Source organism: Haloprofundus sp. MHR1, from assembly GCF_005155585.1.
GTDB classification, from domain to species: Archaea; Halobacteriota; Halobacteria; order Halobacteriales; family Haloferacaceae; genus Haloprofundus; species Haloprofundus halophilus.
This window is the reverse complement of sequence record NZ_CP039833.1, coordinates 2420120-2443078: the sequence shown is the minus strand read 5'-3', so window position 1 is coordinate 2443078 and position 22959 is coordinate 2420120. Positions and strand designations below refer to the sequence as shown.

At 63.8% G+C, this 22959-nt stretch carries 26 protein-coding genes and 1 tRNA gene; 13 read left to right on the top strand and 14 right to left on the bottom strand.

The annotated features are described in order from the left end of the window. Positions 1 to 36 precede the first annotated feature (36 nt). The 9 genes from FCF25_RS12355 to FCF25_RS12315 all read right to left on the bottom strand — a co-directional run bounded on the left by FCF25_RS12355 (position 37) and on the right by FCF25_RS12315 (position 9885). On the bottom strand, positions 37 to 519 hold the full coding sequence (locus tag FCF25_RS12355; RefSeq protein ID WP_137048909.1) for a hypothetical protein: 483 nt from the start codon (positions 517 to 519) through the stop codon (positions 37 to 39). Then, positions 512 to 1492 (bottom strand): hypothetical protein, encoded by a 981-nt coding sequence (locus FCF25_RS12350; RefSeq protein ID WP_137048908.1) that lies wholly within the window; start codon positions 1490 to 1492, stop codon positions 512 to 514. Before FCF25_RS12350 ends, FCF25_RS12355 begins: the two co-directional genes overlap by 8 nt. After that, a complete protein-coding gene (locus FCF25_RS12345) occupies positions 1480 to 2121 on the bottom strand; it encodes a hypothetical protein (RefSeq protein ID WP_254425861.1) in 642 nt (213 codons plus the stop codon). The genes FCF25_RS12350 and FCF25_RS12345 overlap by 13 nt, the downstream gene beginning before the upstream one ends. Then, positions 2118 to 2735: a hypothetical protein gene (locus FCF25_RS12340; RefSeq protein WP_137048907.1), complete on the bottom strand. Its 618-nt coding sequence runs from the start codon at positions 2733 to 2735 to the stop codon at positions 2118 to 2120. The genes FCF25_RS12345 and FCF25_RS12340 overlap by 4 nt, the downstream gene beginning before the upstream one ends. Next, positions 2717 to 4759 (bottom strand): type II secretion system F family protein, encoded by a 2043-nt coding sequence (locus FCF25_RS12335; protein ID WP_137048906.1) that lies wholly within the window; start codon positions 4757 to 4759, stop codon positions 2717 to 2719. Before FCF25_RS12335 ends, FCF25_RS12340 begins: the two co-directional genes overlap by 19 nt. Then, the gene (locus tag FCF25_RS12330; protein ID WP_137048905.1) at positions 4756 to 8019 is read right to left on the bottom strand and encodes an ATPase, T2SS/T4P/T4SS family; all 3264 of its coding nucleotides are present in this window, start codon (positions 8017 to 8019) and stop codon (positions 4756 to 4758) included. Before FCF25_RS12330 ends, FCF25_RS12335 begins: the two co-directional genes overlap by 4 nt. A 265-nt stretch (positions 8020 to 8284) precedes the next feature. After that, entirely contained in the window at positions 8285 to 9103 is an 819-nt protein-coding gene (locus FCF25_RS12325; protein ID WP_168191253.1) for an FkbM family methyltransferase, read from the bottom strand. Positions 9104 to 9440: 337 nt separating this feature from the next. After that, positions 9441 to 9513 (bottom strand) — tRNA-Arg (locus FCF25_RS12320). A 78-nt stretch (positions 9514 to 9591) separates the two neighbouring features. Beyond that, the gene (locus tag FCF25_RS12315) at positions 9592 to 9885 is read right to left on the bottom strand and encodes a twin-arginine translocase TatA/TatE family subunit (RefSeq protein ID WP_137048903.1); all 294 of its coding nucleotides are present in this window, start codon (positions 9883 to 9885) and stop codon (positions 9592 to 9594) included. Positions 9886 to 10111: 226 nt separating this feature from the next. Here FCF25_RS12315 and FCF25_RS12310 point away from each other — a divergent pair, with 226 nt between their 5' ends. The 3 genes from FCF25_RS12310 (at position 10112) to FCF25_RS12300 (ending at position 12937) form a co-directional block, all read left to right on the top strand. Beyond that, positions 10112 to 10591 carry a redoxin domain-containing protein gene (locus FCF25_RS12310; protein WP_137048902.1) on the top strand — a complete coding sequence of 160 codons (480 nt, stop codon included), beginning with the start codon at positions 10112 to 10114 and terminating at the stop codon, positions 10589 to 10591. A gap of 76 nt (positions 10592 to 10667) precedes the next feature. After that, on the top strand, positions 10668 to 11495 hold the full coding sequence (locus FCF25_RS12305; protein WP_117591741.1) for an HD domain-containing protein: 828 nt from the start codon (positions 10668 to 10670) through the stop codon (positions 11493 to 11495). A gap of 149 nt (positions 11496 to 11644) precedes the next feature. After that, complete coding sequence (locus tag FCF25_RS12300) at positions 11645 to 12937, top strand: MFS transporter (RefSeq protein WP_137049408.1); 1293 nt, start codon at positions 11645 to 11647, stop codon at positions 12935 to 12937. 4 nt (positions 12938 to 12941) lie between these two features. On the opposite strand, the gene FCF25_RS12295 is transcribed toward FCF25_RS12300, so the two are convergent. Beyond that, complete coding sequence (locus tag FCF25_RS12295; protein WP_137048901.1) at positions 12942 to 13301, bottom strand: twin-arginine translocase TatA/TatE family subunit; 360 nt, start codon at positions 13299 to 13301, stop codon at positions 12942 to 12944. Positions 13302 to 13479: 178 nt separating this feature from the next. Between FCF25_RS12295 and FCF25_RS12290 the strand changes: the two genes are divergently transcribed. The 6 genes from FCF25_RS12290 (at position 13480) to FCF25_RS12270 (ending at position 16437) form a co-directional block, all read left to right on the top strand. Beyond that, positions 13480 to 13710, top strand: coding sequence for a hypothetical protein (locus FCF25_RS12290; RefSeq protein WP_117591745.1), 231 nt, complete (start codon positions 13480 to 13482; stop codon positions 13708 to 13710). A 113-nt stretch (positions 13711 to 13823) separates the two neighbouring features. After that, entirely contained in the window at positions 13824 to 15125 is a 1302-nt protein-coding gene (locus FCF25_RS12285; protein WP_137048900.1) for a PQQ-binding-like beta-propeller repeat protein, read from the top strand. A gap of 5 nt (positions 15126 to 15130) precedes the next feature. Then, positions 15131 to 15289 (top strand): hypothetical protein, encoded by a 159-nt coding sequence (locus FCF25_RS15690; RefSeq protein ID WP_168191252.1) that lies wholly within the window; start codon positions 15131 to 15133, stop codon positions 15287 to 15289. A 10-nt stretch (positions 15290 to 15299) separates the two neighbouring features. Then, entirely contained in the window at positions 15300 to 15695 is a 396-nt protein-coding gene (locus tag FCF25_RS12280; protein WP_137048899.1) for a methylated-DNA--[protein]-cysteine S-methyltransferase, read from the top strand. A gap of 84 nt (positions 15696 to 15779) precedes the next feature. Continuing rightward, on the top strand, positions 15780 to 16073 hold the full coding sequence (gene eif1A / locus FCF25_RS12275; RefSeq protein WP_137048898.1) for a translation initiation factor eIF-1A: 294 nt from the start codon (positions 15780 to 15782) through the stop codon (positions 16071 to 16073). A 166-nt stretch (positions 16074 to 16239) separates the two neighbouring features. Further along, positions 16240 to 16437 carry a hypothetical protein gene (locus FCF25_RS12270; RefSeq protein ID WP_137048897.1) on the top strand — a complete coding sequence of 66 codons (198 nt, stop codon included), beginning with the start codon at positions 16240 to 16242 and terminating at the stop codon, positions 16435 to 16437. A gap of 58 nt (positions 16438 to 16495) precedes the next feature. On the opposite strand, the gene FCF25_RS12265 is transcribed toward FCF25_RS12270, so the two are convergent. The 4 genes from FCF25_RS12265 to FCF25_RS12255 form a co-directional block, all read right to left on the bottom strand. After that, positions 16496 to 16810: a hypothetical protein gene (locus tag FCF25_RS12265; RefSeq protein ID WP_117591754.1), complete on the bottom strand. Its 315-nt coding sequence runs from the start codon at positions 16808 to 16810 to the stop codon at positions 16496 to 16498. Between the two features lie 129 nt (positions 16811 to 16939). Then, positions 16940 to 18175, bottom strand: a complete 1236-nt coding sequence (locus tag FCF25_RS12260; protein WP_137048896.1) for a Tm-1-like ATP-binding domain-containing protein — start codon at positions 18173 to 18175, stop codon at positions 16940 to 16942. Then, the gene (locus tag FCF25_RS15685; RefSeq protein WP_168191251.1) at positions 18172 to 18315 is read right to left on the bottom strand and encodes a hypothetical protein; all 144 of its coding nucleotides are present in this window, start codon (positions 18313 to 18315) and stop codon (positions 18172 to 18174) included. The genes FCF25_RS12260 and FCF25_RS15685 overlap by 4 nt, the downstream gene beginning before the upstream one ends. After that, entirely contained in the window at positions 18312 to 19151 is an 840-nt protein-coding gene (locus FCF25_RS12255; RefSeq protein ID WP_117591758.1) for a phosphoenolpyruvate hydrolase family protein, read from the bottom strand. The genes FCF25_RS15685 and FCF25_RS12255 overlap by 4 nt, the downstream gene beginning before the upstream one ends. 168 nt (positions 19152 to 19319) lie before the next feature. Between FCF25_RS12255 and FCF25_RS12250 the strand changes: the two genes are divergently transcribed. From FCF25_RS12250 to FCF25_RS12235, 4 genes are all read left to right on the top strand, one after another. Beyond that, entirely contained in the window at positions 19320 to 20333 is a 1014-nt protein-coding gene (locus FCF25_RS12250; protein ID WP_137048895.1) for an alcohol dehydrogenase catalytic domain-containing protein, read from the top strand. A gap of 163 nt (positions 20334 to 20496) precedes the next feature. After that, positions 20497 to 21303, top strand: coding sequence for a winged helix-turn-helix domain-containing protein (locus tag FCF25_RS12245; RefSeq protein WP_137048894.1), 807 nt, complete (start codon positions 20497 to 20499; stop codon positions 21301 to 21303). A 151-nt stretch (positions 21304 to 21454) separates the two neighbouring features. Then, the gene (locus FCF25_RS12240) at positions 21455 to 21628 is read left to right on the top strand and encodes a DUF1059 domain-containing protein (protein ID WP_117591763.1); all 174 of its coding nucleotides are present in this window, start codon (positions 21455 to 21457) and stop codon (positions 21626 to 21628) included. Positions 21629 to 21861: 233 nt separating this feature from the next. Continuing rightward, the gene (locus FCF25_RS12235; RefSeq protein WP_137048893.1) at positions 21862 to 22944 is read left to right on the top strand and encodes a ferritin-like protein; all 1083 of its coding nucleotides are present in this window, start codon (positions 21862 to 21864) and stop codon (positions 22942 to 22944) included. The last annotated feature ends 15 nt before the right edge of the window (positions 22945 to 22959 follow it).

The following is a 22959-nucleotide window of genomic DNA, read 5'->3' as shown; positions in this document are numbered from 1 at the left end:
TGGCGACTCGGATCAGATTCTGTTAGTTGAGATCGATTACGCATTTTCGATCACCAGTTTGGTTCCCGTATAACGGATGTTCACGTTACCGCCGCTAAACGAGGCGTCGGCGATTGTCGTGTGTGTCGTGAAGGAGACGGTGACCATCAAATCTGGGTTAGACGTCGACAGTTGAATCGAGTTGGCACTGCCGTCATCATCAGTGTCGACCATGTCGATGGCGTAATTCGTGCCGACGACACGCGGGGGGAGCTGTCGGTCGAGTCGTACCGTCCCTGACGGCGCAGATTGCACTAACGCGTCCGCCATCTCGAGGTCCGCAGCCAGTTGCTGGCCGATGACACGGAGTTCGTTTTCAACTGTCCGGTCACGTTGGTCTTCAACTACTCCTCCGCCGGCGACAAGTAAACCTGTGATGAGTATTGCCGTGATACCGAGCGCGAGGACGTACGATAGCGTCGTCGACGCGGCGCGGTCAGTCTGCGTCGGCGATGACCGCGACGAGTGACGACTATACATTGGGTTCACCCGGTGCGACCCGAATTGTCGTTTCGTAGTCGAGCTCCGACGATGAGTAAGCGAAGTCGACTGTTACAGCATAGATTACTTCTTTGGATTCTGGAACTTCGCTGACGTCGGCGGACCCATCAACAACCAACCGGTAGGTCCCGCTCACCTGGTCGCCGTTCACGTACGCCACATCGTAGGCCACCGAATCCTCAAAAAATTCCAACGCTGGACAGGGTTCGCCGCCCACGGTGGCTGATGTGAGGTCGACGGTGACATACTCGTCGGCGGACGCGTCGTCGTACAGCGCACAGTGGTTGGATTCTTCAATCTCACCCTCGCTTGTCAGTCTAACGACTTTGACACGCAGGTCGTCGTCGTTGACTCGCAGGAGACGAACCTGATAGGTTTCGCCATCGTCTGCGGTGAACTCGGTGGCGAACGCATCGTCTTCAGACAAGGCAAGCGACCCAATTTTGACCCGCTGTTCGAACGCACGGAAGCTTTCGTGACCTGAGGCAACAGTCCAGTCGGTCGTCGAATCTTCCGCGGAGACGAACTGCTCGACCTCCGACTGCTCGTTCGCTGACTGTTCGGCGGCCGTACCGGAGTTGAGCGACACGTACGAGACCTGCACTACGCGACCGTTGCGGACGCTGAAGTCCCCAATTTGGCTGTTGAGTTCATCAACACCACCTTCTACTGCTGTTTCCACTTCCGCCTCAACGAATGACTCACGGTTTCGGTTCTCATAGGCGATGAGTCCGGCGACGCCCGTTTCCACGTCGGCGCGAGTGTCTAGCGCTGCCGACGCGTCTGCGGCGTCGGTGCTCCGCGACGCAAGGTTCTCAGTGTAGATCGCTGAGTTGAGGATAAGCGAGAGCGCGACGAAGACGACCGCCAGCGAGAGCGCCCCGACCAGGAACAACTGTGCTCGTGAAACATCGTTCCACGGGCCATCTCGGAGGCGACTCACATCCGCCACACGACCACCTCCACCCGCAGGACCGTGTAGACGCCACTGTCAGTCCCGTCGATGTCCTCAGCGTAGAAGTTATTTTCGTTTATCTGCGTCTCGGAATCTGTCGGTTCGGCAACTTCGTCGCCGTCGGCGTCGTCGTACAGCACTGCGTCGTCGTACAGCGTCACGAGTTGCGTCGCCGTCGCCGCGTTGTCGCTCGGCTCGCCCTGGTAGAAGAGGCGCTGGCGACGTTCGCCGCCCCCGTCGGTGTGGTAGCGGACGTAGACGTTCGCGGCGACGCTTTGGTCGCCGAACGTCGTCTCCAGCATCCGCCCGAATTCGGTCGGCGGATAGCCGGCGGTGTAGTACTCCTCGTTGGTCGCCCCGCGGAACTCATCGTCACCGTCGTCGTCGCTGTCACCCCAAAACAGCAGCGTCCGTTCGAGCGCACCCGAGTCGGCGGCGGCGGTGAGGAGGCCTTCGGCGGTCGCCTGCTGTTGGTTTTCGATGTGCTGGCTGGAGGTACTCGCAGATAGCGGCGTTACCGCGGTTACTTGGAGGGCGAAGATGACGCTCGTAATGAGAATCAATGCCGACATCACCGCTTCGAGCGTGTGCGCTTGACCACGGTCAGATTTGCGTCTGCGGGTCACCAAACACGCACCTCCAGTTGTCCGGTCTCGCCGGCGAGCGAGACGGTTCGCCACGCGACGACGACCGAGCCAGTATCGGTTGGCGGTGGCTGTCCGGCTTCGAACCGAACATCGCAGCCACTAGCATCGGCTTCGACGACGCGGCGTTCGGTGTTGTCCCAGCAGAGGCGTTCAATGCCGTCGCCATTTCGGTCGCCGTTGAGAGCGATGTGAAGATTGACGTGACTCGAAATCCCCACACGTTCGTTCACAGTCGCCGCGTCAGGGTCGAACCCGCAGTCGAAGTCGCTCATCACCGAGGCACCGAAAAATACCGCCGCGCACTCGCCGTCGACACGGTATGGAGTCTCAGAGGTGCTCAGCAACCCACTGGCGAGGTTCGAGGCGACTCGGTCGGCGACGACGGTGTTCTCTGGCCCGCCGCTGGCAAATGGTGAGAGCATCGATGGGATGAACGCGACCACAAAGGCAACGGTGAGGAGGAAGACACCTGCACCAATCGCGAAGTCGATGGTAGTTTGCGCCCGGGCGTTGCGTTGGGTCGTTGGACCGCTGTCGTCCTGACGTTCCGCGCGACGAGTACCGCGCCAAAACCTCATCCCACCACCATCCATACTGCCAGGGCGATGGTCTGCAGCACGACAACGAACTTGACACCGGAGACAATATCGGCATCGCGGATGTAGCCGCTAATGAACGCCGAGAGCACGGCTTGTAGCGTAACCGCGTGGAAGAACAGCACTGAGAGCACGTTCGTGTCAACGCCCCCGCCGAAGCTCATCCCACCGGCACTCTGTCCGCCGCCGCCACCGGAGCTCTCAGTCAACCCAGACATCACGTCGAGGAACTGCGTTTTAAGGATGGCCATCACCGCCAACAGCGTGAGGTACGTCATGATGATAATGACCACCTGCATCCGCGCGCGTGACTTGCGCTCACGGTCGATGTCGTCTTGATTCTCGGAGGCTTGCGCCGCCGTCGTGAGAACTTCGGTAATCTGACTAGACGCCTCCTGCGCTTTCGTGATGAGCTTGACCGTCCGCGCAAGCCGTGGAATATGGTACTTATTGTTGAACTCGACGAGTGCCTCCTTGAGACTCATTCCGTAATTAACTTTCGCGTACATTACATCGAACTCGTCTGCAAGTTTCCCCGATGAGGTGTCGGAAACCGTCTTGACGGATTCGAGCAGTGTTTGACCGGTATCGTTCGCGCTCGACAGCTTTCGGAGGTTATCGGAGAGTTTGCCGATAACCGCGTTGCGCGAGTAGACGTTCCACGTGTGAAACACCGCCAGCGGAATGGCGATGAGGTACGAGGGAATGTACCACCAGACAAACGTCCCCCAGACGGGTTGGGCGACCATCCCGTCCCAAGACAGCGGCGCGACGTCGTTGGCCACCAAAAGCCCGATAACGACGGCGGCAACTGGGACGGTGAACACCAGCGTGAAAAGCGGGTTCTCGCGGAAGAGGATGTGCGGTTGCTTCAGCAATTCCTTAGTCTTGTACGTTCCTTCGCGATTTTTCACGCGGTCGAAGAGGCTAAATTCGCCGACGAAGCTCTCGATGAGACCAAGATGGATGAGGCCCTCTTTCTTCGACTCAGTGAGTCGTTCGCTGCTGTCGGCCGGATCGAGGTAACCGTCGCCGATTTCGTCCTGTTTCACCGTCGAAACGAGAACGAGGAAGCCCACGCCGGTAATCGGAATTAATCCATATACCGTCCCATAGAGCAACATCTCGTCAGCGTTGCCGAGCATGCTCATGATGACGAGGATGATGATGAGCAAGAGTGGAAACAGCGAGAGTGTCATGTACATCTCGCCGAACAGTTCGAGCGTTTCGAGCGTCAGCTCCTGCTGCTGTTTGGCGGTGCGCATGTGCTTGTCCTTCTTGTCGTCGAGGAACTGCTCCATGTTGCCGCCGGAGTTGACGATAGAGAGCATATCGGTGAGAAACTGTGAGAGTTCTTTGCTCGGGGTTTCCATCGCCTGTTTATGGATGGCGGTGCGGTAGTCGGTGCCGAAGTACTCCGTCTCCTGGACGATGGCTCGGAACTCCAAGGAGACTTCGCCGTAGGTGTCTTCAGCCTTAGCCATGGCTTCCAGAATTTCGAGTTGGTTCAGCCCTCCGACAGAGAGCGCGTACATGAACGAGATGGAGTCCGAGAGCAACATGTCTATCTCGCGCTTGCGAGCGGAGGCGGTGGAGTACGGAATCGTCAGCAGCGTGCCGAAACCGAGACCGAAGCCGAGCGAACCGAACACGAGTCCGGTGATACCGACGGCGGCGGGCATCTTCATCGCCTCCAGGAGGTCAACGACTGCCGGGTTCGGGATACGCGCACCGAGCGACAGCATCTCCGTGTCGACGACGCCGAACTGGAACAGCGCGTAGCCGAGAAGCGTCCCAATGAGCCATAGTACGAGCCCGATGAGCACACCGACGGCCAGTGCTTGCGATATATACAGTTCGACCGTCGTCGTCACGCGAGCCTGTGTGAGTTTCTCCTCTACGTCGCCGACGAAGTCGCCGTCGGGGTCGAACAGCCACGTGAAAAGTGGATAGAACGCGTCGCCGAGCATCTCGCCCGCGTTGGCACTTCCTGCGCCACTCGATCCAGTGTCGAGGCTCATTCGTCACCCTCATCAACCGCATCGTCGTCACTCGTTGTCTGTCCAAAGTACCAGTCGTCGTCAAGTTCTGACTCAGCTTTAGCGTCGGTCGATGTGTCTGACTCGTCGCTGCCGTCTCTATCGTCGGTACTGTCTGGACCCTCGCCGCGTACAGACTCCTCACTCGTTCGATCAAAGGAGTCGCCAGAGAGTGAGTCAGGAGATGGCATTCTTTCTGAAGGGTCAGAGCCGATAAACATCGGGTCGTCGCCGAACGCCATGGGGTCGGCTTCGTCGTCAGCGACGCTCGGACTGTTGTCCGAGAAATCCGTACCTCGGGCGAAACTGGTCTCGTCAACGACTGAATCTCCACCATACCTGTCGGTGAGGTTGTCGGATTCGACGGTGTCGGAGTCTGGAGTGACCTCAGAGGCGGTGTCGGTTTGTTGCCCGGCAGCGCTGTCAGCGTCGCTGCGGTCTCTCATTGCGTCGCCCTCGCCCCCGTCCTCTTCTTCGTCGGCAGCCGCTTCGCTTGCGTCGCGGGAGTTGTTCGATTCACCCGCTTCGTCCGCTTCGCCCTCTGTGAGCGCGGGCATGTCGCTTTCATCCGTTTCGGCTCTCTCGTTGAGTGCTGGATCGTCGCTCGAGTTATCCAACGCCGGATTATCGCTTGTTGGTGTCGACGACGTCGCCTCCACGTCCGCCGCGGGTTGGACGTCCGAGAGCGCATCGGCGACGCTGCCGACAGGTTCGCCGCGGTACTGGTCGAACAGCTCCTCCTCGGCGCGGTCGAGAATCTCACGGGCCTCCGCCAGCGTCTCGGCGTCCGGGTCCGGTCGGGGCACCATCTCCTCCTTCTCGGGATCGATGTCGATGAGCACCGACTCCATCTCGCGGAGGTCTTCGAGGCTCCGCTCCAGTCGGTCGGTGGCCATCAGCGTCAGGATGGTCTCCGGGTCGTTGATGAACGCCTGGAACGTCGCCGCGACCTGGGTGTAGGTGTTCAACCCCCGGTCGATGAGGTACGCGAGGACGACCTGCCGCTGGAACATCTCGGTCTGCAACGTCTCCTCGGACCACCCGCGGTCGAACTTGATCTCGTCGAGGGTGTTCGAGTCGCCCATCAGGAGGAACTCGTCGTCCTCGGCCTGCCACTGGTAGACGTCCTGAACGTTTATCTCGTCGTTCTCCGCGTCGTAGTGGTTGATCTCGGTGAGCGACTTGTTCCGGCGGACCTTGTTCCCCTGTACCCGGGTGGAGGTCTGGATAGAGACGAGGTCCAACGCCGAGAACATCGTCTTCGAGACGTTGATGGGTTCGGTCGTGAAGCGCTTGAGCACCTCGCCGACGGAGTCGGCGTGGAACGTCGTGTACGTCGTGTGTCCCGTCGACATGACCTGAAACAGCGTCCGTCCCTCTTCGCCGCGAATCTCGCCCATCACGATGTAGTCGGGTCGCTGTCGGAGCGCGGCCTCCAGCAGGTCGAACTCGTCAACGTCGCCCCCGTCGTCGTCGGAGAAGGAGGGTCGGGTGACCGACGCGATCCAGTTGCGCTGCGGGAGTTCGACCTCGCGGGTGTCCTCGATGGAGACGATCTTCGTGTTCGAGGGGATGAAAAGCGAGACGGCGTTGAGGCTCGTCGTCTTCCCGGACGCCGTGCCGCCGGCGAAGATGAGCGACTTGTGGTTCTCGATGCAGAGCCACAGGAAGGCCATCTCGTCGAGCGAGAACGTGTGCCAGCAGATGAGGTCGATGGGCGTGAACGGGACGTCCTTGAACTGGCGGATGGTGTAGTTCGTCCCGTGGTCCGACACCTCTCGACCGAGCGTCAACTGCGCACGCGAGCCGTCCGGGAGGGTGGCGTCGACCTGCGGTCGTCGCTTCGAGATACCTTTGCCGGAGCGCTGCGCGAGTTTGACGACGAAGTCGTCCAGTTCAGTCTCGTCGTGGTAGACGTTCGTGATTATCTGCTCGTAGTCGCCGTGGTAGACGAACACCGGCGAGTTGTAGCCGTCGCAGGAGATGTCCTCGACGTTGATGTCGTGTTTGATACCGTCGATGCGCTCGTAGCCGATGAAGTCCCGCGTGAGGAGGTAGAGCAGTTTCTCGACCTGGTACTCGGTGAGGTCGGCGTCGTCGTCGGCCAGCACCGCGGGTTCGGGGCGGGCGGCGATGCCGTCGAGCTCGGCCGTTTCGCGCGTCACGGGGCGGTAGCCGAGCAGGCGGACGAGTTTGCCCGCGACGCCCTCGTCGTCGCCCGAGACGCCGAGGCGGTCGGCGAGCGCGTTCGCGAACGGCTCCGTCCGTTCGCGGCTGTAGAGGTCGTAACGCTCCAGCAACTCGTACGTCTGCTCTTCGATGACTCGACGGCGGTGGCCGTCGCCGCCGACCACGTCGTCGTCGGCGTACTTGATGGCCGTCCGGAGCTTCCCCGTGAGGTACTCCGACAGCTCCGTCTCCAGCCGGTTCATGTACGGCTGGACGAGATAGTACTTGTCCTCGTTCTCCTTCGTCGAGTGGAAGATGACGACGAACGAGTACGGTTTGTTCACCCAGTAGCGTTCGACCTCCTCGAAGTGCGTCTTCTTCGCCATCGGCACCGCCTTCTCGAGGTCGTAGCGGTTGGCGACCGTCGTCGTACCCGCGTCCGTCGAGAAGAACGCGTCCTCGTCGAAGTCCTGCCTCGTGTCGACCGTGCGCTCCTCGACGAGTTCCTCCAGTTCCTCGGCGCGGTCGCTCAAATGCGAGATGGTGTTCTCGATAGCGTCGGGGTCGTGTCCCAGCGCGTCGACGGGGTCGAAGCGTTCTATCTCGCCGTCGGCGTCGCGCGGGCGACTGCCGTCGTCCTCGTAGTAGTACTCGCGCTTGTAGTGCTCCCAGATGTACTCGTCTTTGACGACCGGCGTCGTCTCGGGGTCGCAGAACGCCTCGAACAGCTCGTGGAGCGTCTCGGCGTTGCCGCCGGCGAGTCCCACCCGCGAGTCGATGTCGTCGGGGTGAAAGCCCAGAAACGACACCGGGTCGAGCGGGATGCGGTCCCAGTCTGCGCCGACGGGTTTCGTCTGTCTGTCCTCGTCGTCCTCCCAGCGGTCGGTGCCCGGCGCGGGTCGAAGCCCGCGGTAGAGGTCGTCGGCCGCTCCCGGCGGCCCGTACTCCTCCAGGTAGTCGTCCCACGTGTACTCCCCCACGGCGGCCGGGCGACGCGCCTCGGTGTCCGACGTGCCCTCGCCGGCGTCGTCGAACTGCCCGGAGTCCGAGTCGGCCGCGTCGTCGATAGCCATTGGGAGTGAGTTGTGTTCATTATTGAAAAGTCCTTCCACCAATTAACTCTCAATTACTTTGGACTAATTGAGGGTGCAGATGGGCTACCGGTAGTCGGAGAACCGAGATGCCGCCGCGTTTTCGGCCTCGTCGAAAGCGTCGGTTCCGCCGGGAACGCCGTGGAGAGGGCTCGATGCAGGGTGGTTGCGTCTCGCGGAGGCCGCGTCTCGCTGATGTCGCTCTCGTGGATGTCGCGTCCCGCGGAGTGGTCGTACCCTACGGCGGCTACTCGAAGAAGTCGACGACGTCGTCGTCGTATCCGACGATGGCGGGTTGTCCCTGCTCTCTGGAGAGCCTGAACGAGTGCGTAGAGAACCCCAGTCGCTGCAGCAGGTCGGTTATCTGTTCGTAGTTGTTGTGCGTCTCGACGTAGACGAGACGACACCGGTCGGCCGTCAGCGACTTCCTGAGACCGGTCAGGACGTCGACGCCGGCCCCCTGAACGTCGACTTTCGCCACGGTCGGCGGGGGCGCGAGTCCGTTTTCGACGAGTGTGTCGCCGGACGTCGTCTCCGTCGGGATGCGTTTGAGCGGCGTCCCCCTCGGATAGATCGTGTCGAGCGACCCGTGTTGTGCGCCCGAGTCCGCGGTGTCGTACACGTTGAACTCGGCCGCTCGTCGACAGTCCGACAGGGGAGAGCGAATCACCTCGGCCTCGATGCCGTTCGCTTCGAGATTCGCCTCCAAGCGGTCGGCGTTCGGCGGGTACGGTTCGAACGGAACGACGGTACCATCGGTGAGTCGACTGCCGACGAGGCAGCTATAGATGCCGATGTTCGCGCCGATATCGAAGAACACGTCGTCGGGACGAACCTGCGAGAGGAGGTGTCTGAGAAGGCAGTCCTCCTCCCAGATACGGTAGTTGAGATTTCCCCACTCGACGACGTTCGTCGGGGTAAACACCGCCCTCGCCCCGCCGGATTCGACGAAGCACCGCGGATTCGACCGTAGGTACGCTCGAACCGCCGAGTCGTGAACGAGCGTCGCGTACTTGTGTGCCCGCGTCCCGCGGAGGAGACCTCCAATAGCGCCGACAAATGTCATACAGATTAAGCTCATCTGTCGCATATTTATGTTTATTTAAGGACATTTGGAAGCTACCGTCAGCGTGAGAATTGATGCGAACTGCTAGAGTCCGGACCGTGTGACACACTAGCAATGGAGAGTGGCGGGAGGAGTAGAGAGTTAGCCGAGAGGGTAGTTCGCGGGTGCGGACGTTCGATGCGTCGGATAGTGCGGCGTCGAGTGAGTCGAATCGGGAACACGCGATTCGACCCACCCGGAGAACCCGTTCGCTCCGCTCGGCACGGGGAACGAGCGTGGCGGGAGTGAGCAAACGCGGAGCGTTTGCGAACTACATCGCGCGAGCGAACGAAGTGAACGAGCGTGATGGGATTCGAACCCACGATCTAGAGGTTAGGAACCTCTCGCCCTATCCGCTAGGCCACACGCCCCGACGCAGGTTCGGTGTCGTCGCTAAAAAGCGTACGCTTCGGCGGTGAAAATGATGCCCGACGAGGCGGGCAGAACGGTCAGTTGCTGCTCTGCTCGGTCGCTTCGTTGTTCGTCTGCGTCGACGTGGTCGACGTAGACGGCGAGGTGGTCGTCGTGTCCTCGGTCGAGTCGTCGGAGGAGCCCTCCATCTGCTGGAGTTCCTCTTCGATCTCTTCGCGTCCTTTCTTGAACTCGCCCATCGCCTGACCGGTCGAGCGCGCGAGCTTCGGCAGCTTGTTCGCGCCGAACAGCAGGACGATGATGAGGAGGATGATGAGCATTTCGGGCCCCCCCGGAAGCGCCCCGAACAGTGGTATTGCGGTGTCGAACATCTCTACTCCTGCTTAGCTCTGTGGCAGTTATAGGCTTTTTGCTCAGGAAATTCAGCCCGTTCGGTGACAGGAACCGTCCACAGAGTACCGTCAGGGACCCGAACGGCGTCGATTGCGATACCGACGACGCGGCGCGACGTGACCCCGGACGGTGTCGGAGCCTTCGGTAGCCCCGGCGTGGTGCCGCAAGCGCAAGCGTCATCCGCGTCAGTTGCTTTCGGCGAGTATGGTCGACGTAGGAGACGACGCCCCCGACTTCACCGTACCGCTGGCCGACGGCGACGTGGGTTCGTTCACGCTGTCGGAGCGACTCGACGAGACGCCGCTGGTGCTGGCGTTCTTCCCGGCGGCGTTCACGGGGACGTGTACGAGCGAGATGAACACGTTCAGCGACCGCATCGAAACCTTCGATTCCGCGGACGCGAACGTCTACGGCGTCAGCGTCGACACGCCCTTCGCGCTCAACGAGTTCCGCCGGCAGAACGACCTGAGATTCCCGCTTTTGAGCGATACGAACCGCACGCTCGTAGAGCGCTACGGCGTCTCGATGGACTTCGCCTCCCTCGGCGTGGAAAACGTCGCCAAGCGCGCCGTGTTCGTCGTCGACGAGAGCGGGGCGGTGACGTACAAGTGGGTCAGCGACGACCCGGGCGTCGAGCCGAACTACGAGGAGATTCAGACCGCCGCGGTCGACGCCGCAAACTGAGCGGTGACTCTCTGCTGTGCGACGGGTCGGCACACCGAAAGTAAGTTCTTTTCGGCTCCCGAGCGTTGGGTCGGACATGAGTAGTGACGCGAGCGTCGACCCGACGGACGCGACCGACGGTGGGCGAGAGTACAACCCGGAAGCCGACCACGCCTACCCCGACGAGAAGCTGAACGAGGTTCTGCCCGAACTGCTCGACGACCCCGAGGTGACGACGTATCTGGAGGCGCAGAACGTCAACGCCGTCACGCGGAAGGGGTACAACGACCACGGGACGAAACACATCGAGATCGTCCGCAACCGCGCGTTGCGTCTGTACGACCTGCTCAAGCGCGGCGGCGTCGAGTTCAACGGCGCGCGCCAGCAGGGCCTCGACGAGGCCGACGAGCCCGTCATCGTCGCGCTCGCGGCGACGCTGCACGACATCGGCCACGTCGTCCACCGCGACGAGCACGCCTACTACTCGATTCCGCTCGCGGCGGACCTCCTGGACCGTTTTCTCCCGCAGTTCTACGAGACGCCGAGCGTCGTCCGGGTGAAAGCCGAGGTGCTGCACGCCATCCTCTGTCACCACACCGAGGAGGACCCGCTGACCCACGAGGCGGGCGTCATCCGCATCGCCGACGCCCTCGACATGGAACGCGGTCGGTCGCGCATCCCCTACGAGAAAGGCGGCCGCGGCATCAACACCCTCTCCAGCCAGGCCATCAACAGCGTCTCGCTCAAGGAGGGCGACGACGTGCCAGTCCTCGTCGAGATCGAGATGATAAACGCGGCGGGCGTCTACCAGGTCGACAACCTCCTGAAGGCGAAGATGCAGAACTCCCGACTGGAGGAGGACATCCGCATCGTCGCGGTCAACACCAAAGCCGACGACCAACTCGTCGAACGCATCGAACTGTAGCGTCTCGAATCCCAAACGCTCGGGAAACCGCCCGCACTGCGTCCGCGACGAGAGCCCGTTTTCCGGTCGTTTCCCGTGCGAACTAGCCGCTAACGCGTCCGGTATGCGGTCATTTATAACTCTCCTCACCATTTCGAATCGCAACTGTGGTGTCGCTTCCGGGCCGGTCGCTGGCACTGCTCAAAAACCGGGAGTTCGCCGCTCTCGCGGGGACGGCGTTCGCCCGTAGTCAGGCGTACTCGACGGTCATCATCGCGCTGGCGCTGTACGCCGAGCTGTACGACACGACGGGCGTCGTCGAGGGGCTGTTCGGGACGGCGTTCGCGTTCGTGCAGCTCCTCATCGTCCTCCCGTTGGGTCGGAAGATAGACACCGGGAACGCGAAACACTACCTGCTCGCCGGGTTAGCGCTGAACGTCGTCGTCTTCGGGGCGTTCGTGTTCGTCGACAGCGCCGTTCACGTCATTTTAGTTCGGATGCTCCAGGGGATCGGTGCGAGTCTCCTCTGGATCACCGGGTCGACGGTCGTCGGCGAGATAAGCCCCGACGACGAGAGCGGTCGGTGGCTGGGGTCGTACAACCAGGTCGCGGCGCTCTCCAGTCTCCTCGGTGACGTCGTCGGCGGGTATCTCCTCTACGCGCACGGCTTCACTCTCACGTATCTCGCGCTGAGCGCGGTGACAATCGGCGCGTTCGTCCTCGTGTTCTTCAACCTCCGGTCGAACCCCGGCGGCCGGAAAGACCCCGAGGACGCGACGAGCATCGAGACGTTCGGCGCGCTGTTGGACCGGCCGCTGGTCCGAGCGCTCGTGTTCTTCCGTCTCTCGTTCAGCGTCGGAAAGATGGCGGTCATCATCTTTCTACCCATCTTCGCAATCCGCGAGTTCGGTATCTCGGAGTTCGCGGTCGGGTGGATTCTCGCCGGCGGCAAGCTCACCAAGTCGCTGTCGCAGGGGTACGTCGGCGACCTGACCGACCGCATCGGCCACAAACCGTACTTCGTCGCGACGGGAGCGCTGGTCTACGGCGTCGGGACGGCGTTCATCCCCTTCGCGCTCGTCGCCGAGGGGACGCTCGACCCGGTACGCATCGAGACCTTCGAGGGGACGCTGACGCTCGGCGGCGCGTTCTTCTCGCTGTTCGCCGCCTACGCGATGCTGGGCGTCGCCGACAGCCTCCGCCTCCCGGCGAGCATGGCGCTGTTCGTCGAAGAGGGAGAGCGGTTCGACTCCGTCGCCAGCAGCATGTCGCTTCGCTCCATCTCGTGGAAGATCGGACAGGTGGCCGGCCCGCTGATGGTGGGGTTCGTCAAAGACTTCGTCTCTACTACCGCGGCGTTCCTGTTCGCCGCGGCCTTCATCGTCTTCGCGACCGGTGTGTTCGTCTTCACCTACCGCCGGATGAAGCCGACTGAGACCGCGGCGGCGGTACCCGGCGACTGACGCGTCAGTTCGCCGAGCGCGATTCGCTTTCGGTATCGTCGCTCACGGCGTCGGTTCCGGTATCGTCGCTCACGGCGTCGCTTTCGGTATCGTCGCTCACGGCGTCGCTTTCGGTATCGTCACCCACGGTCGCCGAGGAGGGAGCACCCGGTCGGTCCGATGCGGTCGACGACGGCGACGGCGTCGACGACCGGCGAAGTTCCTGCTCGGTCTCTTCGCGCCCGCGCTGGAACTCGCCCATCGCTTGACCGGTCGAGCGCGCGAGTTCCGGGAGTTTGTTCGCGCCGAACAGCAGGACGACGATGAGGAGGATGATGAGCATCTCGGGACCGCCCGGCAATCCGCCAAAGAGTATAAACCCCATTTCGATGAATAGAGACGCCGTGCACCGATATAAACTCGCTGTGCGGTCGCCCGAACCGATCGGCGGAACGCCGCGATAGTACTTGAACGGCTTGTCAGTACAGCCAGTCTCCCTTCCGGGAAGGACTGTGAGATACGGACGGTACAGCAGTCGCTGTACTGGTGGAATATCGTAATCGATGGAGAAAGTAAATCGACAGAGCGCACCTACCGAACCGGACGACGACTACACGCTGACGGAGCACTGCGCCGACTGCGGACGAGAGACGGAACAGAAAGTCGAAGTGAGTATCGTCTCGACGAGCGACGAACAGCAGACGAACCCCGAGAATCGGAAGTTCGCACGCGTCCCGTGCCGGACCGCGACGTGTCTCAGTTGCGGCACCGTCACGGAACGACTCCGACGCTGACCGTCCGTCTCCGCTCCGAGCGCAGTTCCGCTCCGCGGAATTTCTGTACCTTCGTACACTCCGGTCCGGCGTAAAAAACAGTTACACTTTGTGACGAACTATCTCGTCGTATCGTGTCGAACCCAGACCTATCCCGCCGACGGTTTCTCGCCGCCAGCGGTGCAGTCGGTGTCGGTGGTCCGGCCGCCCTCTCTCGGTTCCCGGGAGTCGCTGCCCGCGAAAGCGCCCGCTCGCAGGGCGACGGCGAGTTCACACAGCAGGCGGGGGCACAGCCGCAACCCGGCGCGTGGCCGATGTTTCAGAGCGACGCCGCGAACTCCGGCTACCAGATAGACGGCATCGGACCGTCGGAAGGAGTGACCGTCCGCTGGCGGTTCACGCCCGGGTCGAGACAGATTCTCGGCCGGGACGTCAGCGGGATTCTGTCGAGTCCGGCCGTCGTCGGCGGCACCGTCTACATCGGTGCCAACGACGGTCGACTGTACGCCAAAGACGCCGAGACCGGCGACCAGCGCTGGCAGTTCGAGTCCGGGGAGGTGCTCGCGCGAAGCCCCGCCGTCGTCGACGGCACCGTCTACGCGGGGGCGTCGACGGGGAAACAGCCGATATACGCGATAAACGCCGAGAACGGAAGCGAGCGGTGGTCGTTCGAGACGATAGACGCCCTCGGACGGGCGACGAAGGGTCGCTCGCCGAGCAGTCCGACCGTCGTCGACGGCACCGTCTACGTCGGCAGCGCCGAGACGTCCATCGTCGACCCGCGGGGAGCGGTGTACGCGCTCGACGCCGAGACCGGCAACGCGCAGTGGACCGCCCGAGTCGACGGATACGTCGACGGAACGCCCGCCGTCGACGAGACGTCCGTCTACGTCGGCGGGTCGACGGGGGGAGTGTACGCGTTCGACGCCGACACCGGCGAACTTCGGTGGCAGTTCGACACCGAAGACGTCGTTCGGAGCAGTCCGAGCGTCGTCGACGGCACCGTTTACGTCGGCAGCGACGACACCAACGTTTACGCCATCGACGCCGAGACCGGCGACCAGCGCTGGCAGCACGTCACGAAAAGAGGCATACAGAGTAGTCCGAGCGTCGCCGACGGCGTCGTCTACGTCGGCAGCGACGACGGCGGCCTGTACGCGCTCGACGTGATGACCGGTCGGCGGCGCTGGCGCTATCCGACCGGCGGATTCGTCAGGAGCAGCCCGACTATCGCCGGCGACACGGTTTACGTGGGCAGTTCGAGTTCGAGCGTCCACGCCGTCGACGCCGACAGCGGCGAAAGACGCTGGCGCTTCGAGACGGACGGCAACGTGCTCAGTAGCCCCGCCGCCGTCGACGGAAGTCTGTACGTGGCGGCGCTGGGCGGGTCGGTGTACGCGCTCTCGGGAACGTCTCCCTCGTCGTCCGTGTCGTGACCGGTGTGAAGAGCGACGCCGAGGCGGGCCGCATCGGTACCGGAGTGAGGTGTATCTGCACCGGAATGGGCCGCATCTGCACCGAGACGGGCCGCATCTACACTGGAATGGGCCGCATCTGCACCGGTGCGGGGTGTATCTATTTTGCCTGCGCGCTCGACTGACTCGGTACCGATGGACGTAGAACTGTTCGGAACGACTGTCGCGCTGGACGAGGCGGTCGTTTCGGTTTTACCGGACGAACTCCGTCGACAGATCGCCGCCTACGAGTCCGGCGAGCGTCGGACGTTCGACCTCGAACTGCAGCAACCCGCCGGCTTCACCGGCGCGGTGATGGAAGCGATGGCCGAGATACCGTACGGAGAGACGCGTACGTACGGCCAACTGGCGGCGAAGCTCGACACCGCGGCCGTCGCCGTCGGTGGAGCGTGCGGGCGGAACCCACTTCCCATCGTCGTGCCGTGTCACCGCGTCGTCGGCGCGGACTCGCTCGGCGGCTACTCCGCCGGTGGCGAGCAGGGGCTCCGACTGAAACACCGTCTCCTCGACCACGAGCGCGCAAACGAGTGAACCGGTCGCCGCTCGGGGACGATGACGGCGCTCGACACCGCGACGCTAGCTAGCTATTAGCACGTGCGGCGACTACGCTCGACTATGAGCGAAGAGCGCTCCCGGCGGCGGAACCTCCGGATGCCCGCGAACGGCGAGCAGTTCGCACTCGTGACGGACATGCAGGGGTACGGCCGCGTCCGACTCCGCTGCAACGACGGCAAAGAACGGATGGGACGCATCCCGGGTCGGATGCGTAAGCGAATCTGGATTCGAGAGGGCGACATCGTCCTCGTCGAACCGTGGGACTGGCAGGACGAGAAAGCCGACATCGTGTGGCGATACGACCAGCAGGACGCCGAGCAGTTGCGCGAGGAAGGCCACATCAACGTCGGGTGAAGCCAGCGGTCGGCGGCGGTGCGCTCCGCCGCTCGGCTCGCTACACCGGGCCAGCCTCGGCGTCCGGATGCCGGTAGATACAAGCACCAGCTACCCCGGAGACGACAACGATTGTCAGCGTGCGACGGTTCGAGAGTTTACCGAGGACGACCGGAACAAACGCGTCGTGACTGCAGAAGGAACCGAGGTCGGAACGATACGCGAGGTGGACGGCGACCGCGCGACGGTCGACCGCGACGACGACGCCAGTCTCACGGACAAGGTAAAGAGCTTCCTCGGGTGGGACGGCGACTCCGACGAACTGCGCACCGAACACATCGACTCCTACGACGAAGGGCGCGTCCGACTGCGAAACTCGCCGTAAGCGGGAATCGGTGCGCCGTCTCGGGGTCGAGCCGTCGACTCGACTGTTTTTCGCTCGGTCAGTCGTCTTCCGACGCTTCGGGTAGCTCCGGGTTGCCGAGCGGAGCGTCGGTGCTCGGGAGGTCGAGCGAGACGTCGCGGACGCCGATGGTGTCGAGAATCCGGCGAAGCGTCTGCCCGCGGTCCGTGCCCCGGGGCGCGTCGATGCAGGAGAGGTGGACGAACGCGCCGTAGATGTCGCCGCCGAGTTCGTGCGACACCGAGAAGAACCGCTGCTGCATGGTGAAGTCGCCGAGCCGGAGCTCGACGACGGGGTCCTCCTCGACGAGGTCGCCGCCGCAGATGTCGCACGTGGGCTGACCGTTGTTGTTCATAGGGCGAGAGAGGTATGCGGCGCAGCGACGAGAAAGTACGGAACAGTCTACACGACCGAGTATGTGGGCGACGGACGCGTCGGCGCACTCCGGACCGGGCGCCGGGGGTCGACTCACTGTCGCAGCGAGTCACCCGCTGTCCGACGTCGCGTCCGCGGACGCGTCGCTCAGGAACTCGTCCATCTTCCGTGCGAGCGCCAGCGCGAACTCGTCGTCGTTGACGGCGGCGTCCATCTCGACGAGTTCGACACCGGGGTCGAGGTGCTCGCGGACGGCGTCGAACAGCGCCTCGTCGGCCTCGGGGTCGAAAAACGGCTCGCCCTCCACGTCGAGCATCGAGACGCCGTCGAGTGGCAGATACACCGCGACGGCTCCCGACGCGTCGTTCACCTTGCCCGCGAGAATCTCGCCGAGTTCGGCGGTCTCGTCGGGCGTCGTCCGCATCAGCGTCACCTGCGGATTGTGCCGATAGAACGTCCGGTCCTCGAATCGCTCCGGGACCGAGTCGGGCGGTCCGAAGTTCACCATGTCGAGCGCCCCGACCGAGACGACGTGCGGGATTCCCATCTCGCCGGGCGCGTCGAGTCGGTCCGGGCCGGCGCTGAGCACGCCGCCGACGAGTTCGTCGGCCCACTCGGTCGTCGTCACGTCGAGTACACCGTCGACGACGCCCTCTCGAACGAGACTCTCCATCGCCCGCCCGCCCGAACCGGTCGCGTGAAAGACGATGGTCTCGTAGCCGCGCTCTTCGAGGTACTCGCGGGCGGTCTGGACACAGGGCGTCGTGACGCCGAACATGGTGAGAGCGACGGTGGGTTTCTCCTCGACCTCGACGTCGGCCTCCCCGGCGACCATCCCGACCATCGCCAGCGCCGCGTTCGCGATGATGCGCCGAGAGAGCTGATTCAGGCCCTCGATGTCGGCGACCGAGTACGTCATCGCGATGTCCTTGAAGCCGACGTACGGTTCGACGTCGCCGGAGGCCATCGTCGACACCATCAGTTTCGGAACACCGACCGGGAGCGCCCGCATCGCCGTCGTCGCGACGGAGGTGTTACCCGACCCGCCGAGTCCGAGGATACCCTCCAACGTTCCCTCGTCGTGGAGTCGCTCGGCGATAGCGGCGGCCCCGCGTCCCATCACGTCCATCGCCTCGCCGCGGTCGCCGCCCTCCCGGAGCGATTGGAGGCTCGTCCCGCCGGCCTCGGCGACGGTTTCGGCGTCCGTGTCCGGCGTGAACTCCGGGTCGTCCATCACGCCCACGTCGACGACGTGAACGTTCACGCCCTGCGCCTCGATCACGTCGCGGGCGAACGCGATCTCCTCGCCCTTCGTGTCGAGCGTCCCGACGATGACGACGCTCACAGCGGCTCACCTCCTTCCACGTCTCCGGCTTCGCCCGGTTCTTCCGCGCCGTCGGGCGCGTTCGGTAACTTCGGGACGCCTCGGTCGAACGACGGACTCTCGATGTCCTCCGGCGAGACGGAGGTGCGGTCGGCGCTCATAGCTCGATGTCCTTGAACTCGCGGGCCTGACTCTCGATGGCCTCCTCGGTCGGGAGGCGCTCGATGCTGGACGCGCCGAAGAAGCCGACGACGCCCTCGGTGTTGTCGAGGACGTGTCTCGCGTCGTCGGGCCACGCGATGGGGCCGCCGTGGCAGATGACCATCACGTCGTCGTCGACGTCCGTTGCGGCGTCGTGAATCTCCTGCACGCGCTCGGCGGCAGTGTCGAGGTCGAGCGACGTTTCGGCCCCGATGTCGCCGCTGGTCGTCAGTCCCATGTGCGCGACGACGACGTCGGCACCGGCCTCGGCCATCTCGCGCGCCTGGTCGGTGTTGAACACGTACGGACAGGTGAGCATCTCCTGCTTACTGGCCTCGCGAATCATCTCCACTTCCTCGTCGTAGCCCATCCCGGTCTCCTCCAAGTTCTGCCGGAACTGGCTGTCCTCGTCGATGAGTCCGACGGTGGGGAAGTTCTGTACCCCGGAGAACCCGCGGCGCTTCAGGTCGGCGACGAACACGTCCATCTGCCGGAACGGGTCCGTCCCGTTCACGCCGGCGAGCACCGGCGTCTCCTCGACGACCGGGAGCACCTCGTGGCCCATCTCGACGACGATTTCGTTGGCGTCGCCGTAGGGCAACAGCCCCGCTAACGACCCGCGGCCGCCCATCCGGTAGCGACCGGAGTTGTAGATGATGAGCAGGTCGATGCCGCCGCGTTCGGCGAATTTCGCCGAGATACCCGTCCCGGCACCCGCGCCGATTATCGCCTTCCCTTCGTCGACCGTCGCGCGAAGTTCGTCGAGCGCTTCGTCGCGCGTGAATCGGTTTGACATACCACGATACTGTATCACGAGACCGGGTAAGTAATGATGGGGAGGAGACAGCAGCGGCGGACTAGTTCGAGATACTCATGCCGGGCACCGGCCATTACGTTCGCGCCGGGCACCTGCCATCACGTTCGCGCGGTACGTCTATGCACCCAGCGGACGAACGACCAGCCGATGCGTACCGCAGCATTCACCGAACTCGTCGGTCCCGACGGCGTCGACATCGTCGACGAACCGACGCCGGAAGCAGGCGTGGGAGAGGCCGTCGTCGACGTCGAAGCCTGTGCCGTCAACCGCCACGACCTCTGGATTCTCGAAGGCGACTCCGCGATGGTCGACACCGGCGACCTGCCGTTCGTCAGCGGCCTCGACGTCGCCGGCGTCGTCGCGTCCGTCGGCGACGACGTGACCGCTGTCTCGCCGGGCGACCGCGTCGTGCTGTGTCCGAACGAGACCTGTGGAGTCTGCCGTTTCTGCCGGGAAGGTCCGGAGAACCTCTGCGAGAACTTCTCGCTGTACCACGGCGGCCTCGCCGAATCCGCGCTCGTGACCGCGGACCGCCTCGTCGCGCTCCCCGACGCCGTCGATACCACGACCGCGGCGGCGCTGCCGACCGCCTACATGACCGCCTTACACATGCTCCGGCGCGCCGAGGTCGGGCCCGGTGACCTGGTGTTCATCCCGGGTGCGACCGGCGGCGTCGGCGTCGCGAGCGTGCAGTTAGCGGACGTTCTGGGTGCGCGAACGGTCGGTACCTCCTCGTCGTCGGCGAAGCTCGACCAGGTGTCGACGCTGGGCCTCGACCACGCCGTCGAAGGGGCCGACGTCGAGGAGATTCGAGCGGCAGTGCGCGAGATAGGGGCGCCGGACGCGGTGCTCAACCACCTCGGCGGCCCGTACACCGAACTCGGACTGGACCTCCTCCGTCGCGGTGGCCGGATGGTCGTCTGCGGTCGGACCGCGGGCGGTCGCTCCGAGATCGACGTACCCGACCTGTTTCTCGGACACAAACGCCTCGTCGGCAGCACGATGGGGACGCAACCGGACCTCGAACGGCTGGTCGAACTCGTCGCCGACGGGGCGCTCTCGCCGGAGATACACGGAACCTTCCCGCTCGAAGAGACGGGCGCGGCCTTCGAGGCGATGGCCGAACGCGACCACGTGGGGAAAATCGTCGTGACGCCGTAGACCGACCCGAGGGCGAAACCCGACCGCGAAGCCGACTACGGTGACGGCGGTTGCGGCAACGGTGACTGCAGCGGCGGTGGTTGCGGTGACGGTGACTGCAGCGACAGCGCGTCTGTCGTCTCGGGGACGAACAGCTATAGTAGCCGTCGCGTGTACTATATCCATGGCACACACTGACACACACGGTGCGCTCGACGACATCAGCTACCTCGCGCGCTCACACCACCGCGTACCTCTCCTGGTGGCGCTCGCGACTCGGCCGAGGAGCGGGGCCGAACTCCGGGACCTGGCGAACGTCTCCTCCTCGACCGTCCGACGGACGCTCCGCGAGTTCGAGACGCGACGCTGGGTGCGTAAAGACGGGTTTCGGTACGAGGCGACGGAACTCGGGGCGTTCGTCGCGTCCTCGGTCGAGGCACTCGTCGGACAGGTCGAGACGGAGCGGAAGCTCCGCGACGTCTGGCACTGGCTCCCGGGCGAGGAGAGCGGCTTCGGCGTCGACACCTGCGTCGGGGCCGTCGTCACCGTCGCCGAGTCGGACGACCCGTACCGACCGGTGAACCGGTTCGCCTCGCTGCTCCGGGAGACCGACCAGTTCCGGTTCGTCGGCGTCGGTATCGCCCTGCTCGAACCCTGCAGAGACGAGTTCCGCAGGCGGGTCCTCGACGGCATGCGCGCGGAGATAATCGATCCGCCGAGCGTCGCCGAGCACATCCTCGAAACGTATCCGGACCACTGCTCGAAACCGCTCGAAAGCGACAACTTCAGCGTGCGGATACACGACGACCCCCCGCCGTACGGCGTCTGTCTCTTCGACCGTCGGGTGGGCGTCTGCGGGTACGACCACGACAGCGGAACGGTCAGAGTGTTGATCGACTCCGTGGCCCCCGAAGCGCGCGAGTGGGCCGAAATCCTGTACGAGTCGTACTACCGCGAGAGTCGACCGCTCCGCCGCGAGACGATTCTCTAATGAGTCGGCGGCGCACCGCCGTCTCCCCGAGCGTCGTCGTCAGGTGACCGCCGAGCAGTCGCCGCGCGACGGTCACTCGTCGCCCGACCGGCGGCCGATAGCTACCTCTCTTCACCGGTCGTGTACTCCTCCGGCGAACGGAGACACAGCCATGAAAGACGCACACAAACTCGACTGCGAGTCGGCCGCCGCGGACTGCCGGTTCATCGTCCAATCGGAAGACGAATCGGAGGCGATAGAGCTCGCGAGGCGACACATGCAGGACGTCCACGGCAAAGAGTACAGCGACGACGAACTCCGGACGGAGCATCTGCAGGTCGTTTGAGCGTTCGTCGAGGTGCCGAGCGCTCGAGCGGCGGTTTTTCCGGTGAGAGGTGGGTTCCCGACGCGTTCCACGTCCGTCGGCGGCTCTCTCGCCTCGAACCCGGCGAGATGTGCACGTCGGAGCGGGTGTGAAGAACGTCGCAGCCTCCGTCTGAGTGCCGACGTTTCGAACTGCGGGGGAGAGTGCCGACTACCCGTGTTACTTATTCGCGTGGGGGTCGGACTGTATAGAGTATGTCAATTGACACTCTCGAATCGCTCCACGAGCACCTGCAGTGGGCGATTCAGGTCGAACTCTCGACCATTCCAGCGTACCTCTACGCGATGTACTCCGTCGACGACGACACCTCCGTACCGTACCGGCTCATCCGGAGCGTAGTCGTCGAAGAGATGCTCCACACAGCCCTCGTAGCGAACGTACTCACCGCTGCCGGCGGCGAGCCGCGGTTCTACGACGAGAGCGTCGTCCCGTCGTATCCGATGGCGCTGCCTCACCATCGGCCCGAAATCGTCCTCGGGCTGGAACGAGCATCCCCGGAACTGATCGACCGCGTGTTCGTGACGATCGAACGGCCCAGAGAGGTCGGCGGGTTACCGGAGGACGACGACTACGAGACTATCGAACAGTTCTACATGGCCGTCGAGGAAGCCATCGAGCGCCTCGACACCGAAGAGGGACTGTTCGAGGTGGACCGGACCGACCGCCAGATGGCGGAGTCGGGCTACTACGCCCCGGTGGAGTACGATTTCGAAGAGAGCGGAGGCCTCGACGCCGTCGTCGACCGGGAGACGGCCACCAGCGCCGTCGAGACCATCGTCCACCAGGGAGAGGGGTACCGAGACGCCGAGTACGCCGACCCCGACCACCACGAGCAGACGCACTACTACAAGTTCAAACAGATTGCCGACGGAACCCATCCGCTCGGTGAGACGCGCGCCGTGCCGACTAACCCTCGGGCCGCCGAGTACCCGGAGCATCTCCGCCCGGCCGCGGACCTGTTCAACGCCTGCTACTCCTATCTCTACGTGCTGATGGACGGGCTGTACTCCCCCGTCGACTCGGAGACGAAAGACGACCTCGTCCTCGAACTCTACGGCGTGATGATGGCGGCGATGCGGCCGTTGGCTCGGTGGCTGACCAGACAACCCCTCGCCGACGGCGCGGACGAACACGCCGCGCCGACCTTCGAGTTCTATCGCTTCGACGGCGACCCGGTGGAGGAGTTGCACCGACTCGCTGACGCGGTAACAGAGCGAAATCCGGAACTCGCCCACGTCCACGGCGCGCTGGTGCAGCTTCGGGGCGTCGGTCGGTGAGCGAACGCTCGAACT

Bases quoted from the DNA above. Each gene is read 5' to 3' on its own strand.
- FCF25_RS12315 (WP_137048903.1), bottom strand. From the start codon at position 9,885: ATGTTCGACACCGCAATACCACTGTTCGGGGCGCTTCCGGGGGGGCCC.
- FCF25_RS12355 (WP_137048909.1), bottom strand. From the start codon at position 519: ATGTATAGTCGTCACTCGTCGCGGTCATCGCCGACGCAGACTGACCGC.
- FCF25_RS12330 (WP_137048905.1), bottom strand. From the start codon at position 8,019: ATGGCTATCGACGACGCGGCCGACTCGGACTCCGGGCAGTTCGACGAC.
- FCF25_RS12235 (WP_137048893.1), top strand. From the start codon at position 21,862: ATGTCAATTGACACTCTCGAATCGCTCCACGAGCACCTGCAGTGGGCG.
- FCF25_RS12305 (WP_117591741.1), top strand. From the start codon at position 10,668: ATGAGTAGTGACGCGAGCGTCGACCCGACGGACGCGACCGACGGTGGG.
- FCF25_RS12280 (WP_137048899.1), top strand. From the start codon at position 15,300: ATGGACGTAGAACTGTTCGGAACGACTGTCGCGCTGGACGAGGCGGTC.
- FCF25_RS12290 (WP_117591745.1), top strand. From the start codon at position 13,480: ATGGAGAAAGTAAATCGACAGAGCGCACCTACCGAACCGGACGACGAC.
- FCF25_RS12255 (WP_117591758.1), bottom strand. From the start codon at position 19,151: ATGTCAAACCGATTCACGCGCGACGAAGCGCTCGACGAACTTCGCGCG.
- FCF25_RS12310 (WP_137048902.1), top strand. From the start codon at position 10,112: ATGGTCGACGTAGGAGACGACGCCCCCGACTTCACCGTACCGCTGGCC.
- FCF25_RS12265 (WP_117591754.1), bottom strand. From the start codon at position 16,810: ATGAACAACAACGGTCAGCCCACGTGCGACATCTGCGGCGGCGACCTC.
- FCF25_RS12240 (WP_117591763.1), top strand. From the start codon at position 21,455: ATGAAAGACGCACACAAACTCGACTGCGAGTCGGCCGCCGCGGACTGC.
- FCF25_RS12295 (WP_137048901.1), bottom strand. From the start codon at position 13,301: ATGGGGTTTATACTCTTTGGCGGATTGCCGGGCGGTCCCGAGATGCTC.
- FCF25_RS12340 (WP_137048907.1), bottom strand. From the start codon at position 2,735: ATGGATGGTGGTGGGATGAGGTTTTGGCGCGGTACTCGTCGCGCGGAA.
- eif1A (WP_137048898.1), top strand. From the start codon at position 15,780: ATGAGCGAAGAGCGCTCCCGGCGGCGGAACCTCCGGATGCCCGCGAAC.
- FCF25_RS15685 (WP_168191251.1), bottom strand. From the start codon at position 18,315: ATGAGCGCCGACCGCACCTCCGTCTCGCCGGAGGACATCGAGAGTCCG.
- FCF25_RS12250 (WP_137048895.1), top strand. From the start codon at position 19,320: ATGCGTACCGCAGCATTCACCGAACTCGTCGGTCCCGACGGCGTCGAC.
- FCF25_RS12325 (WP_168191253.1), bottom strand. From the start codon at position 9,103: ATGACATTTGTCGGCGCTATTGGAGGTCTCCTCCGCGGGACGCGGGCA.
- FCF25_RS12245 (WP_137048894.1), top strand. From the start codon at position 20,497: ATGGCACACACTGACACACACGGTGCGCTCGACGACATCAGCTACCTC.
- FCF25_RS12335 (WP_137048906.1), bottom strand. From the start codon at position 4,759: ATGAGCCTCGACACTGGATCGAGTGGCGCAGGAAGTGCCAACGCGGGC.